The 14,941-nt window shown below is 71.9% G+C and carries 13 protein-coding genes; 8 read left to right on the top strand and 5 right to left on the bottom strand.

Annotated features, from left to right (window positions below):
• The first annotated feature begins 169 nt into the window (after positions 1-169).
• The 4 genes from ACSNOC_RS23945 to ACSNOC_RS23960 all read left to right on the top strand — a co-directional run bounded on the left by ACSNOC_RS23945 (position 170) and on the right by ACSNOC_RS23960 (position 4,555).
• Entirely contained in the window at positions 170-634 is a 465-nt protein-coding gene (locus ACSNOC_RS23945; protein ID WP_436749633.1) for a hypothetical protein, read from the top strand.
• Positions 635-746: 112 nt separating this feature from the next.
• Positions 747-1,226: an RICIN domain-containing protein gene (locus ACSNOC_RS23950; protein WP_436749634.1), complete on the top strand. Its 480-nt coding sequence runs from the start codon at positions 747-749 to the stop codon at positions 1,224-1,226.
• A 1-nt stretch (position 1,227) separates the two neighbouring features.
• Positions 1,228-3,474 carry a glycoside hydrolase domain-containing protein gene (locus tag ACSNOC_RS23955; protein WP_436749635.1) on the top strand — a complete coding sequence of 749 codons (2,247 nt, stop codon included), beginning with the start codon at positions 1,228-1,230 and terminating at the stop codon, positions 3,472-3,474.
• Between the two features lie 238 nt (positions 3,475-3,712).
• Complete coding sequence (locus tag ACSNOC_RS23960) at positions 3,713-4,555, top strand: response regulator transcription factor (protein WP_436749636.1); 843 nt, start codon at positions 3,713-3,715, stop codon at positions 4,553-4,555.
• Between the two features lie 56 nt (positions 4,556-4,611).
• Here ACSNOC_RS23960 and ACSNOC_RS23965 read toward each other — a convergent pair whose 3' ends face one another.
• The 3 genes from ACSNOC_RS23965 to ACSNOC_RS23975 all read right to left on the bottom strand — a co-directional run bounded on the left by ACSNOC_RS23965 (position 4,612) and on the right by ACSNOC_RS23975 (position 8,118).
• Positions 4,612-5,622 carry a metallophosphoesterase family protein gene (locus ACSNOC_RS23965; protein WP_436749637.1) on the bottom strand — a complete coding sequence of 337 codons (1,011 nt, stop codon included), beginning with the start codon at positions 5,620-5,622 and terminating at the stop codon, positions 4,612-4,614.
• 89 nt (positions 5,623-5,711) lie between these two features.
• The gene (trpS, locus tag ACSNOC_RS23970) at positions 5,712-6,764 is read right to left on the bottom strand and encodes a tryptophan--tRNA ligase (RefSeq protein ID WP_436749638.1); all 1,053 of its coding nucleotides are present in this window, start codon (positions 6,762-6,764) and stop codon (positions 5,712-5,714) included.
• Between the two features lie 505 nt (positions 6,765-7,269).
• Positions 7,270-8,118, bottom strand: coding sequence for an SGNH/GDSL hydrolase family protein (locus ACSNOC_RS23975; RefSeq protein ID WP_436749639.1), 849 nt, complete (start codon positions 8,116-8,118; stop codon positions 7,270-7,272).
• A 186-nt stretch (positions 8,119-8,304) separates the two neighbouring features.
• Between ACSNOC_RS23975 and ACSNOC_RS23980 the strand changes: the two genes are divergently transcribed.
• Complete coding sequence (locus tag ACSNOC_RS23980) at positions 8,305-8,964, top strand: TetR/AcrR family transcriptional regulator (RefSeq protein WP_436749640.1); 660 nt, start codon at positions 8,305-8,307, stop codon at positions 8,962-8,964.
• Positions 8,965-9,649: 685 nt separating this feature from the next.
• On the opposite strand, the gene ACSNOC_RS23985 is transcribed toward ACSNOC_RS23980, so the two are convergent.
• Positions 9,650-10,033: a winged helix-turn-helix transcriptional regulator gene (locus ACSNOC_RS23985; protein WP_436749644.1), complete on the bottom strand. Its 384-nt coding sequence runs from the start codon at positions 10,031-10,033 to the stop codon at positions 9,650-9,652.
• 109 nt (positions 10,034-10,142) lie between these two features.
• On the opposite strand from ACSNOC_RS23985, the gene ACSNOC_RS23990 reads away from it, so the two are divergent.
• Positions 10,143-11,027: an SDR family oxidoreductase gene (locus ACSNOC_RS23990; protein ID WP_436749641.1), complete on the top strand. Its 885-nt coding sequence runs from the start codon at positions 10,143-10,145 to the stop codon at positions 11,025-11,027.
• A gap of 230 nt (positions 11,028-11,257) precedes the next feature.
• On the opposite strand, the gene ACSNOC_RS23995 is transcribed toward ACSNOC_RS23990, so the two are convergent.
• Positions 11,258-11,728: a hypothetical protein gene (locus ACSNOC_RS23995; protein WP_436749642.1), complete on the bottom strand. Its 471-nt coding sequence runs from the start codon at positions 11,726-11,728 to the stop codon at positions 11,258-11,260.
• An 89-nt stretch (positions 11,729-11,817) separates the two neighbouring features.
• Here ACSNOC_RS23995 and ACSNOC_RS24000 point away from each other — a divergent pair, with 89 nt between their 5' ends.
• Entirely contained in the window at positions 11,818-13,920 is a 2,103-nt protein-coding gene (locus tag ACSNOC_RS24000; RefSeq protein ID WP_436749645.1) for a protein kinase domain-containing protein, read from the top strand.
• A gap of 16 nt (positions 13,921-13,936) precedes the next feature.
• On the top strand, positions 13,937-14,941 hold a 1,005-nt coding region (locus ACSNOC_RS24005; protein ID WP_436749643.1), incomplete at its 3' end, for a serine/threonine-protein kinase.

The following is a 14,941-nucleotide window of genomic DNA, read 5'->3' on the forward strand; positions in this document are numbered from 1 at the left end:
CGGGAAACCCGGCCCGCGATCGCCCGTATGCCTACGTACTTCTCCCCATGGTCGCGAGAGCCCCGCCCGGCAGACGATGGCACCCGCGCCACCCGGAACCCGGACCCCGGAAACGGACCCGACCGGGCGGACCCCACCGATGCACGATCCCGGCAAGGAGACCCACCCCGTGACCCCAGTCCTCGACACCCGCTCATCCGCCTCCGCCACCCGGAAGAACAGGCGGCGCAGGCTCGGCCTGCGGGCCGGTGTGGCCGTGGGCGCCGCCGCCGTGGCCTTCGTCGCCACCATCCCGACGGCCGCGGCCAAGACCAACAGCGGCTGCACCGCCATCCAGTCCGGCACCGGGATGGTGTGTGCCGAGGTCGGCTACACCAGCTCGCAGAGCATCGAGTACATCGAGGGCCACTTCGTGAGCGCCGCCGGTGTCGGCAACCCGCGCGTCCACGTGCGCCTTCTCGACTACAACAACCAGGTGATCGCGGAGGGCGAGCAGACCTGGACGGGGAACCGCTACAGCGAGACCCTCACCATCCCGATCAACTTGAGCCTCTCCCGTGAGGCCGCCCGCACCTGCGCCACCCTGTACGAAGCGGGCGGCTACATGGACACCGCCTGCACACCGCTCACCTGACCCGGCACCTGCCCCGGCGGCAGGCCATGACGTCCGACGACGCCCCGACCGCCGGGCGGGAGCGTCACCGACCGGAAAAGACACCGGAAAAGACAACAGGGGGAGAACGAAAATGAAGAAGCGGACCTGGATCAGGACGCTGCTGGCGCCCGTGCTGTGTGCCGGAGCGCTGGTCACCACCTCCGGAGCCACCGGCGCCGAGGCGGCACCCCGCGACGAGGGCGTCACCGTCCTCGCCGTGAACACCTTCCAGAGCCTGGGCACGCTGCGGTGCATGGACGACAGCGACGAGGGGTTCCGCACCCTGTGGTGCAACGGCTCGGACCACCAGAAGTGGAACGTCCACGTGTTCAACGACGGCACGCGCCGTTTCCAAAACGTGGCGACCGGGCGGTGCATCTACGACGGCCCGCACGGCTTCAGCACGCAGTTCTGCGGCAGTTCGGAGAACGTGAGCTGGTACGTCGTCCGCCACCACGAGGTGCGCATGACGCTCAGGAACGAGGCCACCGACGACTGCATCGACGACAGCGAGCACGATGGGTTCCGCATGGTCGACTGCAACGGGACCCAGTACCAGGACTGGGTCTGACATGGCCGACGAGATGGTGCGGCTGGCGCAGAGGTTCATCAACTCCTACGACGTCCCGGGCATCCCGAAGGTGGAGGAGAACGGGAGGACGAGCTGGACCGTGATGTTCGCCCTGACGCGTGCGCTGCAACACGAGTTGGGCATCACCGCGCTGTCCGACAGCTTCGGTGCGACGACGCTGAGCACGTTGCAGTCACGGTTCGGGCCGCAGATCGACGACCTGACCCGGCACGGCAACGTCTACCGGATCGTGCAATCGGGCCTGTACTGCAAGGGGTACGACGGCGGCGGCATCGACGGCTCGTACAACTCCCAGGTGGCCGAGTCCGTCTCGGCGCTCAAGGCGGACATGGGCATCGCCGGGGCGTATCCCGGGGGCGCGTTGGAGCCGAAGGTGTTCAAGGCGTTGCTCACCATGGACCCTTACGTCGTGGTGGGCGACGGCACCGAGCAGGTCCGCTCGATCCAGCAGTGGCTGAACGGCCGGTATGTGCACCGCCGTGAGTTCTTCATCTGCCCCTGCGACGGCCACTTCTCCAGGGATGTGCAGAAGGCCCTGATCTTCGCCCTCCAGTACGAGATCGGCATGGGCGACGACGTCGCGAACGGACGCTTCGGCCCCGGCACCCAGGACGGCATCCGGTCGCAGGCGATGCTGGGCGTCGGAGCCTCCGACACGACGAAGCAGTTCGTCCGCCTCTTCCAGGCGGCGATGCGGTTCAACGGCTGGGACGTCGCGTTCGACGGCCACTACTCGGGGGCCCTGGCGGACACGGTCTCGCGGTTCCAGCAGTTCGCGCACCTGGCGCCGACCGGCGGGAGCGCGGACTTCCGGACCTGGGCGTCGCTGCTGGTCAGCACCGGCGATCCGACCCGGCCCGGCACCGCGTGCGACTGCGTCACCGAGATCACCCCGGCCCGCGCGCAGGCGCTCCGGGCCGCCGGGTACACGACGGTGGGCCGGTATCTGACCAACGCCAGTGTCCCGAACGCGCGGAACAAGAAGATCCAGCCCGGCGAACTCGCCACCATCGTCGCGGGCGGGCTCTCCGTCTTCCCGATCTACCAGACGAACGGCGGCGACCGGGAGTACTTCTCGCCGCAGCGGGGCGCGCTCGACGCCCTGGCGGCTCTGGAGGCGGCCCGCGAGCACGGCTTCCAGGCCGGCACCATCATCTACTTCGCCGTCGACTACGACGCCGTGGACGAGGAGGTGACCAGCCGGGTCATCCCGCACTTCCGCGCCCTGGCCTCGCGCATGGCGCACTACGGCAGCGAGTACCGCGTCGGCGTCTACGCACCGCGCAACATCTGCAGCCGCCTGGCCCAGGCCGGCCTGACCGTCTCCAGCTTCGTGTCGGACATGTCGACCGCCTACAGCGGCAACATGGGCTTCCCCCTCCCCAGGGACTGGGCGTTCGACCAGATCTCCACGATCTGGGTGGGGGCCGACGCCGGCCGTATCGAGATCGACAACGACATCGCGTCCGGGCGCGACCCGGGACAGACACAGTTCACGCCCCGGGCTCCGGACCGCGCGCTGGATGTGTACTTCGACCGGTCACACCAGGACGCGCTGGCCAGGGATCTGGTCACCTACATCGAGGACAACGGCCACGACGACTGGTACCGGGCCCGCAGCCCCGAGGAATGCGCCGCCAAGGTCATGGACCTCGACCCGCTGATCACGGGCCTGGCCCGGTCCCTGCGGATGCGCAAGGCGCTCATGCAGGCCGTGATCTTCTGGGAGTACCAGGCGGACATCACCGACGACGCGGCCGACCTCGCCGTCGCGGCCCACTACCGGTGGCGGGAGTCGTTCGAGGCATGGGAGCAGAACCCCATCGGTCCGGCGCCCCCCATGCCGATCCCGGCCGTGGAGGACTCCAGTACCGGCGTGGCCCAGATCTTTGCCAAGACCGCCATCGAGGCCCGCAACCACGCCGTCTCCCAGGGCCTGATCCCGGGCGCGCCACTGGACGGCGGCGACTGGCACGTGTTCCGGGACGTCTGGAAGGCGCTGCGCGACGACGAGGACTACAACGTCAGCACCGTGGCGCTGGTGCACATCCACAGCGCCCACCGGAAAGGAGTCACGGCGGACCGGCTCGCCTACACCGCCGCCGACACCGCGACGGTGCTCGCCCGCTACAACGGCACGAACGACGACGCCACGCAGTACGGGCTCCGGGCGCGCGACCTGTACGACATCTTCGAGCGGTACAACGCCCCCCTGCGCACCCCCTGAAGCGGCGGCGGGGTCAGGTCGAAGGGCATGCGGGTGCGGACGTTCCGCTTCCGGGCCCCGCGGACGAACCGCTGCGTCTCTCTCCCCCGGAACACAGGCAGGCTGAGCAGGATCTCCCCCAGACGTTTGCCGGGCGCCCGGCGCGGGCCGATGAGTGGTCAGCCGGTCGACGACCGGTTCGTCGCGGCTGCCATCATGGGGGGCGGCCGGGGCGTCACCGGCATGGGGAGAAGTGCGTATGGACACGGGCGACCTGGGCTCCGGCCTTGCCGGGGCCTCCTACCGGCGGATGGCCGACCTCGCTGTCGCCGTCCTGCACGAGAGGAACCCGGAGGAAGTGCGGTCGCTGGTGGTGGCGGAGCTGCTGCGGTCGTGCGAGGCGGAGTTCGCCGTTCCGAAGGCGGAGCACTGGGACGACCGCTCCGGGACGGTGCGCTTCTGGACCTCCCGGGGGCCGGAAGCGCCGCGTGTCGACGAGGAGACACTGGTCCGGATCAGGACGGGTCACCCCTTCTCGGCCCTGTACGCGTCGACCGGCGATCGCTCGCCGTACACGGCGGCGCGGGTCGGCGCGCCCGGCCGCCCGGCGGCCCCCCGCGGCGCCGAGCATGTGCTGAGCATCCCGCTCCCGGCGAGTACCCATCCGGTCCGCGGTTACCTCCTCTACCGCTCCGGTCGCGACTTCACCGAGCATCACATCGCCCACGCGCGCGCCCTTCAGCCCCTTCTCTCGGGCATCGACAGGCATTTCGAGCTGCTCGGTCCGGTGGGGGCGGCGACGGCGCCCGCGGGAGGCGGCCCGGCGGTCACCGAACCCGCGGTCGCGCACGGTCTGACCCCGCGCGAGGCGGCCGTTCTCGTGCTGCTGTCCGAGGCGCTGACCGCGCGGGCCATCGGCCACCGCCTCGGCATCTCGGTCCGGACCGTGCACAAACACGTGGAGAGGCTGTACCGGAAGCTCGGCACCGGCGACCGCGTCGCCACGGTGCTGCGCGCCCAGGCCCTGGGCCTCCTGCCGCCGCCCGCCGACGGCGGGCCGGGCGGGCGACGATCGCCCGCCCGCGCTTCCTCGACCGCGTAGCGCCGCCGGGGCCCGCCGGGCGGCCGTGGCCCGGCCCCCTGCTCAGTCCACCGCGCTCAGTCCACCGGAACGCGCTGCCAGGTGAAGAGCTGCTCGGCCCTCGGGTCCACGGTCAGGCGCAGCCACTCCGACACGGTTTCGCCCTCGACCACGATCCGGGTGAGGTTGGTGACCGGCTCGGTGATGCCGTAGCCCTCGTGCCCCTCGGCCAGCGGCCGGTCCACGAGGTATCGGTGGGTGTCGCCCTGGAGCAGCAGCACCTCCCCGTCGAACTCCCGCGACCGGTCCGCCAGGCGGCGGACGATCTCGGCATAACCGACCGCGCCGCCCCCGGCGAACGTGTCGGCCTGCATGCTGATCACCACGCCCCGCAGGCCGCGTTCCTCCGCGGTGTCGAAGGTGTCGTCGATCCAGGTCAGTGCCGCGTCGGTGCGCGCCCGGACCTCGGCCTCCCGGCGCTGGGTCTGCTCGGGCGTCTCGTTCCCGCCGAACCACGGGGCCAGCCCGTTGTCCGAACCCACGGCGTGCACGGTGGCGAAGGCCACCTGGGCCGAGACCCAGCGGGTGTTCTCGGCGAAGACGGCGTGTGCGGGGTCGGCGGCCTGCGACTCCAGCGCCATCGGGCGCACGCCCAGCGCGGCTCCCGGCTCCGCGAAGAACACCGAACGCAGGGCGTCGAGCCGCTCCAGCGGGTCGTAGCCGCCCGCGGCGGGCCGGTGGCAGTCCGTCCACTCGTTGTCGCCGGGCGTGTAGATCAGCGGATCGCGGAAGCGCTCGAACTCCGCCGCGATGTACCGGAAGTACGCGTCCGTGCAGGGGCTGCTGCCGGTCTTGATGTCGCCGAGGTGGATCACCTGGCGGACGCCGGGGTCGCCGTTGATGTCGTCCACCAGGGCGGGGAACGCGGCGAGTTGCTCCGCCCCGTACGGCGCGTCGCCCATGACGGCGAGCGTGAGGGGCGCCGCCGCCGGTGAACCGGCGGCCGAACCGGCGGCTGAACCGGCGGCGGGGACGGAGACGGCGAGCGCCGCGGCGAGCGGCAGGCTGACGAGGAAACGACGGTTCATGACCGGAAGCCTGAGGGGTCCGCGTGTCGCGCCGGTGTCGCCCCGGTGTCCCGCCGCCGAGCACAAGGGTGCCGTCCCCGCCCGGGGGGTCAGTAGTGGCTGTTCATGGCGGCACGCACCTCGGCGAGGGTGGTGTCGGCCACGGCCCGGGCCCGGTCGTTGCCCTCGCGCAGGACGTCGCGGAGGTAGGCGCGGTCCCGCGCGTACTGGGCACGGCGGGCCCGGATCGGGGCCAGGTACTCGTTGACCGCGTCGGTCACGGTCCTCTTCAGTGCGGCGGCTCCCCCGGAACCGATCCCGGCGGCGACCTGCCGCGGGGTCCTGTTCTGGCAGAGGGCCGCCAGCAGGAGGAGGGACGACACCTCGGGACGTGTGGCCGGGTCGTAGGTGATGTGGCGCTCGGAGTCGGTCTTGGCCCCCTTGATCAGCCGGGCGGTCTCGTCCGCGCCGGCGGCCAGGGTGATGGCGTTGCCCCGGCTCTTGCTCATCTTGGTGCCGTCCGTGCCGAGGAGCAGCGGCGCGTCCGACAGCAGGGCACGGGGCTGCGGGAACACGGCGGTGCCGGCGCCGTAACGGTCGTTGAAACGGCGGGCGATGGTCCGGGTGAGTTCGAGGTGCGGGAGCTGGTCCTGACCGACCGGGACCAGGTTGGCCTTGCAGAAGAGGATGTCGGCGGCCTGGTGGACGGGGTAGGTGAACATCAGTCCGCTGACGGAGGACTGCCGCGAGCGGGCGATCTCGTCCTTGACCGTGGGATTGCGGCCGAGTTCCGCCGTCGACACGAGGCTGAGGAAGGGCAGCAGCAACTGGTTGAGGGCGGGAACGGCGCTGTGCGCGAAGATCGTGCTGCGCGCCGGGTCCACGCCGATGGCGAGGTAGTCCAGGACCAGCTCCTCGACGTACCCGGTGAGGTTGTCCGCGACATCGCGGTCGGTCAGCACCTGGTAGTCCGCGATGATCACGTACGTCTCCACGCCGAGGTTCTGGAGACGGACGCGGTTGTGGAGCGTGCCGAAGTAGTGGCCCAGGTGGAGCCGTCCGGTGGGACGGTCGCCGGTCAGCACCCGGAATCGCCCGGGATCCTCCTGGACGGCGGACATCCCGAGCGCGTCGGGGCCCGGTGCGGGGAGGGTGGTCTTCATAGGTATTTCTCCTGGTGGGTCGGTGTCGCCGTCAGGACGACACCGACCCCGGTCCAGGGAACACAAAAGGGCCGTCCGTCCGAACGGCCCGGTGCGCGCATGAGAGGTGGCCGCTCCTACGAGGAGCGCCACCAGCTCAGACACGACGAAAGACGCATGGGGAGATGGTAACGCCGGGGAACAACAGAGTCGCCCTGGATGCGGAAGTCACGCCGGGCAAGGACTGCCGCACGTGCGGGCACGCTCCCGGCCGGGCGGGTGTCGTCGGATTTCCCGGGACCTCCTTCGTGGTGGATTCCCGCACCGCGGCGCATGCCGTGGCCGGTGCGGAGTGCCGCATCGGACTCGACGGGATCCCGGAGACGCCGGGACGCCCGGTGACCTTCGAGAAGCACGGCGGTTCGCCGACGACCGGCGACCGGCGACCTGGCCATCTCGCCGGTGGCCATGTCGATCCGGTCGGTCGGGCGGATCAGGTCCCCCGGGAAGGGGCACCGCTGGGTGCTCAGAGCGCGGCGGTGATCAGTTCGGTGACGTGGCGCTGGCCGGCGGCGGTGGGGTGGACGGGGGTGCCGTTGGCGAGGGGGAAGAGGCCGTCGACCCAGCGGTTCCAGGGGAGCTGGCAGGCGTCGTGGCCGGTGGCCTCGCCGGGGTTGACGAACGTCGCGCCGGCGGCCTCGGCGCGCTCGCCGATCATGGCGTTGAGCTGTTCCTGGACGCCGGTGATGTAGCGGACGTCACCGGCCGCGATGGGCATCAGGGGCCAGCAGCCGCCCTCGGGGGGCAGGAGCCGCAGGTACCCGGCCACCACCACCTCGGCATCGGGGGCGCGTTCGGCGATACCGGCGAGGACGTCGTCGATCAGCGGCGCGGTCAGGGCGATGGTGTCGGCGAGCTGGTCGGTGCCGTGCTCGTTGTAGTAGTCCTGGCAGGGGTGGCCGAGGGGGTCGAAGAGCCCGCGGCTGCCGCAGGTCAGGGCGATGCTGGCGAAGCCGATGTCGTTGCCGCCGATGCTCAGGGTCACCAGGTCGGTGTCGGGGGTGAGGGCGTCGAGCTGCTCGCGGAGCACATCGCCGGTGACCGCCCCGGCGCAGGTGACGTCCACGAACTCGCCGGGGGCGAGCGCCTCGTCGACCATGGCCGGGTAGTTGTCGCGGGACCGGAGACAGTCGGTCTCCGGGTCGGTGTACATCTCGGTCAGGGAACCCATGGAGGCGAAGGAGTCGCCGAGGGCGACATACCGCTCGTATCCGTCGCCGGCCGCCGTATCGGCCGTGGCGTAGGCCACGGACGGCACCAGCAGGGCGGCAGCGGCTCCGGCGGTGGCGAGGGCGAGTGCGGTGCGGGAGCGCATCGGTGGGCCTCCGTGGGCTGTGGGGGCGGGGTTCGTCCGCCCGGCTGCTCGGAGCTCGGCGGCGACCTTTGTGAAACACGCTTATTTCAGATTGCGGTGACGCAAAGGTAGGACCCGGGAAGTGGACCTGACAAGAGCCGCGCGCGGGAGAATCCCTTGACGGATGTGAAGACGAAGGAGGCGCGTGTGTCCGGTGCGGCGAAACGACCGTCCCGCCCGTACGCGGGCAGGCCGGCGGAGGAACGGCGGGCGGAACGGCGCCGGCGCCTGCTCGACGCGGGCCTGGAACTGTTCGGCGCCGGGCCCGGCTACCGTGCCTCCTCGGTCCCCGCCCTGTGCGCGCGGGCCGATCTGTCGACCCGGCAGTTCTACGAGGAGTTCCGCAATCTGGAGGACCTGCTGACCGTTCTCTACCGGGAGAGCCACCGCGGGGTCGAGGAGGCCATGGTCGCCGCGCTCGCCGAGGTGACGGACGGCGGCGCGCTGGAGCGGGTGGCAGCCGCGTTCCGCGCCTGCGCCTCGGCGGTCGCCGCCGATCCGCGGACGATGCGGATCATGTTCGTCGAGATCGTCGGGGTCAGCCCGGACCTGGAGCGCCACCGTCTGGAGGCGCGGACCCGCTGGGCCGACCTCCTGCTGGCCGAGTTGTCCGTCGCCGCCGAGCGCGGCGAGATCGCCGCGCGCGACTACCGGCTCGCCGCCTTCGCCTTCCTCGGCGCCGTCAACGGCCTGCTCCACACGTGGTCCGCCGGGGCCGTCGAGGCGACGCTCGACCAGATCCAGGACGAGCTGATGCGGATCTTCCTCCAGATCTTCGGATCCCCCGGCCGGGCGCCGGACGCCTGAGCCCGTGTCCTCTCGCCCGCGCCGGGAGTTCGTGACGCCGGCAGGCCCGTTGGGCGGGCGCGCGGGAGCCGGTCGGCGTGGACGCTGCCCGGGGTGATGCCGCGGTGGAACGGGTTCGGGCCGGAGCACGGGCACGCCGGGTCGTCCGGGCGGCACGGTCGCGCGGCGGCGCGGCAGGCCCCGGGTGACGCACGACCGACCGCGCGCCGGACGCGATGCGGCGGGGTTCACAGGTGCTCAAGAACGGCTCGACCCGCCCTCCGGCGGCGATCCGGGCCCCCGGGCGCCCGGCCGGTGGTTCGCGTGGTGGCGCCCGCCGGGAGGACCGGTGGGGACACCGGCAGGTCACCGCAGATGGGTGCTTCTGGCTGACGGCTGCCTCCCCCCGGACCTCAGCGCTGCGGAGGCTGTCGACTTCGTGGCGCGGAGGCTCTCCCACCTCCGCGCGCCGCCGCCCGGATGCTTGTCGGCCGCGGTGACTTCCGGTCGCAACCATCCGCTGCCGTGGAACACGGAGCACGTCGGGGGCAGTTCCGCCTTTCTCGTGTGCCTGACCGCCGGAGCGCAGGGTCGGGCCGCAGTCGCGCGTGGGCGTCCGCTCCAGCGAATGCCTTCTCGCTTCGGATGCGGGGGCGCTCCTGACCGGCGTGCGGGGAGCCGGGTCCGCGCAGACCGCGAACCGGCCCTACCGCGCGTCGTAGTCGTGCCGGGCCCGCTCGACCCGGTCCAGGTGGGCGCTGGACCACTCGGCGAGGTGGGCGAAGAGGGGGGCGAGGCTGAGGCCGAGTTCGCTGATCTCGTACTCGACGCGCGGCGGGATCTCCCGGTAGTAGGTGCGCACGACAAGCCCGTCGCGCTCCAGCTGCCGCAGCCGCTGGGTGAGCACCTTGGGGGTCAGGCCGGGAATGCGGCGCTCCAGTTCCACGAACCGCTGCCGGCCGAAGGTGTGCAGGGACCACAGGATCGGCGTCGTCCATCGGCTGAACACGATGTCCACGACCGGGGCGATCGGGCAGGCGAGCGCGGGATCCGTCGCCGCGTCCGTGGTGTCCCTGGCGTCCGGGGCCATCCCGTTCACACCCCTCCCAGCTAGTCACTTTCCTCTAGGTACCTACTATATCCAGGCTGTTAGCGTCCCCGTGTCGAGAACGGACAAGGACCGACAGGGGAGTTGGATCATGATCGTGGTGACGGGTGCGACCGGCAACGTCGGCCGATCGCTGGTGGCGGTGCTCGCGGCGGCCGGGGAGCGGGTGACCGCCGTGTCGCGCGGGATCGCGGAAGCGGACGTGCCGACGGGCGTCCGGCACCTGCGCGCCGACCTGACCGAGCCGGAGAGTCTGCGGGCCGTCGTCGAGGGCGCCGACGCGCTGTTCCTGCACGACGGAGGCGCCGGCGCGCAGGGGCTGAACCCGGCGGAGATCCTCGACGTGGCCAAGGCCGGCCGGGTCCGGCGGGTGGTGCTGCTGTCCTCGATCGGGGTGGCGACCAGGCCGGACTCGGCTTCGCACGGGGCCACGTTGCGGGCCATGGAGGACGCGGTGCGGCAGTCGGGTCTGGAGTGGACGATCCTGCGGCCCAGCGGTTTCGCTTCCAACGCCTTCGCCTGGGTGGAGTCGATCCGCGCCGGGCTGACGGCGACCGCGCCGTTCGCCGACGTCGGCATACCGGTCGTCGACCCGGCCGATGTCGCGGAGGTCGCCGCCGTGGCGTTGCGCGAGGACGGACACGCGGGCCGGGTCTACACGTTGACCGGACCCGGGCTCAGCTCGCCCCGGCAGCGCGCGGCAGCGATCGGGAAAGCGCTGGACGAGCCGGTCCGGTTCGTCGAGCAGACCCGTGAGGAGGCGCGGGTACAGATGCTCGGCTTCATGCCCGAGCCGGTGGTGGAGACGACTCTCACCGTCCTCGGCGAGCCGAACGCGGCGGAGCTGCGCATCAGCCCGGACGTGGAGCGGGTACTCGGCCGCGCCCCCCGCCCGTTCAGCGCGTGGGCGCAGCGCAACGCCGCCGCGTTCCGCACAGCCGTGGCACCGCCCGAGTCCGAGGCCGCCGGGCAGTGACGTGGTGCGCGACGGGCGGCGCACTCCAGTCCCCGGCGGCCTGGCCAGATGCAGGCCCAGCCATGGCAGCCACCGTTGAACGGCAGTTGCCGCAGGTCGTCGTGGCCGTCCTCACCCGGCCGGTACGAGGTCACCGAGCAGAAGCCCTCCGACCACCTGATCGCGCGGACGAGCCCCGGCGTTCCGCAGACGAACAACGCGCCGGACCGGCCCTCAGGACGGCGAGACGGTCAGCGGCACGGTAATGCGGAGGTGTGCTTGATCTGTCCCAGGATCGTGCAGCCCCGCCGCGCGGGCCGGTGGTGAGTGCTGCACGTCAGCGTCGCGAGGGTCTCGCCACGACCGGCGATGATCGCACCGCGGCGGCGCCGCCCCAGGCCCTGGTTCGTGACGGCAGGGCGGACCATCAGCCCGCGCAGCCGGAACACCGCGCCAACGTTCGGCAGCCTCCCGGGAATCCTCGGGCCGTCGGCCAAGACCGGGTGGCGCACTGGCCGGCCCGTCTCCCCCGCCGTCGCGAATCCGCCCACCGACACCCTGCCCACTGTCTCCCTCAGCAGCCCCCCGCCCGACACGGCGTCGATCCGCCGGTGCTGGTTGTCCTCATGCACGCAGATCTGGGGCTCGACGGTGCCGCGGTCCTCGTTGCAGATGTTCATCGCCGGCCCACGCCGAACGTCCGGTGCGGGAATCGTGGACATCCTCATCCACGGGGCCGGACAGCATGCGACCCACTACAGTCGGTGCGCGGTCCGTCATATCGGGACGGGGAGGTAGCGCCTTGGAGAAGGTGGGCGAGTACCGGCTGCTGCGGCGGCTGGGCGAGGGCGGGATGGGTGTCGTCCACCTCGGTTGCTCGCCGGGCGGCCAGTTGGTCGCCGTCAAGGTCGTGCATGCGTCGATGGCCGGCGACACCCAGGCCCGCGCCCGTTTCCGGCGCGAGGTGGAGGCGGTTGGCCAGGTGAACGGCGCGTTCACCGCCCGGCTTCTGAAGGCCGACCCCGACGCCGACCCGCCTTGGCTGGTCACCACGTATCTGCCGGGACTGTCGCTGGGTGAGGCGGTGGGAATGTTCGGCGGCCTGCCGACGGACGCGGTGCGCCTGCTGGCTGCCGCCGCGGCCGAGGCGCTCGCTGAGATCCACCGGGTCAGCCTGACGCACCGGGACCTCACGCCGGGCAACATCATGCTGACCGCGCGCGGCCCTCGTGTCATCGACTTCGGTATCGCCCGGCCCGCGGACGCCACCGACATCACCCGTCCCGGCTCACGTCTCGGCACCCCGCGTTTCATGTCCCCGGAACAGGCGTCCGGCGGTCGCCCCGGGCCGCCTGCCGACGTCTTCGCACTGGGCGCGGTGCTTGTGTTCGCGGCAACCGGGAAGGGGCCGTTCGACGCCGAGACCCGGGCGGAGACGCTGCGACGGATTTCGAAGGGACAAGCCGATCTCACCGGGCTGTCGGACCGTCGACTGCGGGCGCTTGTCGTGGACTGCCTCCACCTGGTTCCGGAACGGCGGCCCTCCCCGGCCGAACTGCTGGACCGGTTGGGCGAGCCCGTCGCCTCCGTGCACGGCACGCGCTGGCTGCCCGGAGCACTCGCCCAGGAGATCGGCATCCGGGCCGCGCAGGCCCCGAGCGTCGCGGCCCTGGTCGCTGAGCCGCTGTCGTCGGCCGCAAGCACCGCGGACCCAGCGGCTGAGACGGCCGACGCCCCGGGCAGCCCGCCCGGGGCCCTGCGGAAGCCGACCCGGCGCAGACTTCTCATGGCCACTGCTTCGCTCCCCGTGGTTGCCGGTGCTGTGGCACTGAGCCGGACGCTGTTATCGGTGACGGGTGGCGGGGCAGACGAGGCGGCATCCTCCCATTCGTCGTCCGGCACGCCGACGCAATCGCCCTCGGAGCCCGGCCCGGCTCCGCCTCCGGAGGCCGAGCAGCGGTGGAAGGTGAAAGTACTCGACGCGGACGCCGGCCCCGCTTCCCTGTTCGCCGCGGGCAGCGTGGTGCTCGCGTACGGCGTCGCGAGCGAGGACAAGGCCGATGTTCACGCTCTGAATCCGGGGACCGGGGAGGTCCTCTGGACCCGTCCCACGAAGGCGGGCATACCGGACCAGCTGGCGGTCGGCGACGACGTGGTGTATCTGATCGACCCGAGCGACGAGCGGCAAGCCGTTGACGCCGTTCAGGTCTCCTCGGGCACCACCGTGTGGACGTACCGGCCGGAGTTCGGCTCCGTGTACGCGGTGACGCCCGCCGGGGAGCTGACCTTCATCTCCGCCGGCGGGATCGTGGCCGTGGACACGCGGGACGGCGGGCAACTCTGGACTTCGGACACCACCGCCTTCTCCCTCACGGCAGACTCCGAAGTCGTCGTGGCGGACAACGGCGAAGAGGTGACCGTACTGGACGCCGCCAGCGGACGGATCCGGTGGCGCTACACCGTGGAGAACGCCTGGCCGGTCCTGGCCGGCGACGGCTTGGTCTTCGCCTTCGACTCGTATCTGACGCTGCACGTCCTACGGGTGGAAGACGGTGAAGTCGCCTGGCAGCGCACGCTCGACTACCCGAGCAGCGTGCACCAAGTGGAAAACGGCCTGCTCTGTGTGAGCGAGCCCGACGGCCGCATCCACGCGCTGCGGGCCGGCACCGGTGAGACGCTGTGGTCGCGCCACGACTCGGACTTCCTCGGCCTGTCCGGTGGCACGGTGTACGTGGCGAGCGCCGGACCGCGCCTGCACGCCCTGGAAACTGTCGGTGGCGGTGTCCTGTGGACCTACGGCACCGCTGCGGCGCGGAGTTGGGGCTCGGGAGTCGTCACAGCCCACGGGCTCGTATGCGTCGGCACCGAGGGCGGGCATGTCGAGGCCCTCAGCCCGCCCGCGAACACCAGCTGACCGAACGGAGGCACAAGTGGAGCCACGTGAGCGCGACGACCCCCGATCCCTCGGGGACTACCGGATCCTGGCTCGCCTGGGGGCAGGCGGCATGGCCGTCGTCTACCTGGGACGCTCCCGGGGCGGCCGGGCGGTGGCGGTCAAGGTCATGCACACCGGGTTGGCGCGCCGGCCCGAGCTCCGCGACCGTTTCAGGCATGAGGTGGCGGCCGCGACGGCGGCCGGTGGCCTGCACAGCCCGCCCGTCGTCGGCGCGGATCCGGACGCCCAGGTGCCGTGGATGGCAACCGAGTTCCTGCCGTCGGTGTCCCTGCGCGAGGCGATCGAGCGATTCGGCCCGCTGCCCGCCTTCTCCTCGTTACGGCTGGCCGCCCGGCTCGCGGAGGCGCTGGCCGCGATCCACGAGGCCGGGATCGTCCACCTGGATGTCAAACCGGCGAACGTGCTGCTGACCGCCGACGGGCCGAAGCTGATCGACTTCGGCATCGCCGCCTGGGCGCGGCCTGCCGAACCCGCGGGTTCCTGGGGCTTCATGTCTCCCGAGCAGGTGGCCGAAACCGAGGTCGGGCCCCCGAGCGACGTGTACTCGCTCGCCTCGACGCTGGACTACGCCTTGGGCAAGTCGACTTCGGACAACGCGCTGCGCACACTGATCGCGGACTGCCGACAGCCCGACCCGTCCGCCCGCCCCACGGCCGCCGCGCTGGCCGAACGCCTCGCCCGGGAACTGGCGTGCGATGACCAGCACCCGGACGCCGCCTGGCTGCCGCTGCCGCTCATGGCCGCCATCGATGCCCAGGGGAGCGAGGCGGACAACCCGCCGGTCCCGGCGCCCGGTCCACCGGGCCGGCGGCGGCTGCTGCTCGGCTTGGCCGTCGCCGCGGCCGGCGGTGTCGCAACCTTCCTCATCTCCCTGACCAAGGACGAGCCCCGGCCCGAGACGAACGCCTCCCGCGAGGGCACCGACGCCACCCCTCAGGATTCCGCCCCGTCCGCTTCGCCCTCCCAGTCCCCGTCACAC

It is taken from the genome of Streptomyces sp. URMC 129, assembly GCF_051386415.1.
Taxonomy (GTDB): Bacteria; Actinomycetota; Actinomycetes; order Streptomycetales; family Streptomycetaceae; genus Streptomyces.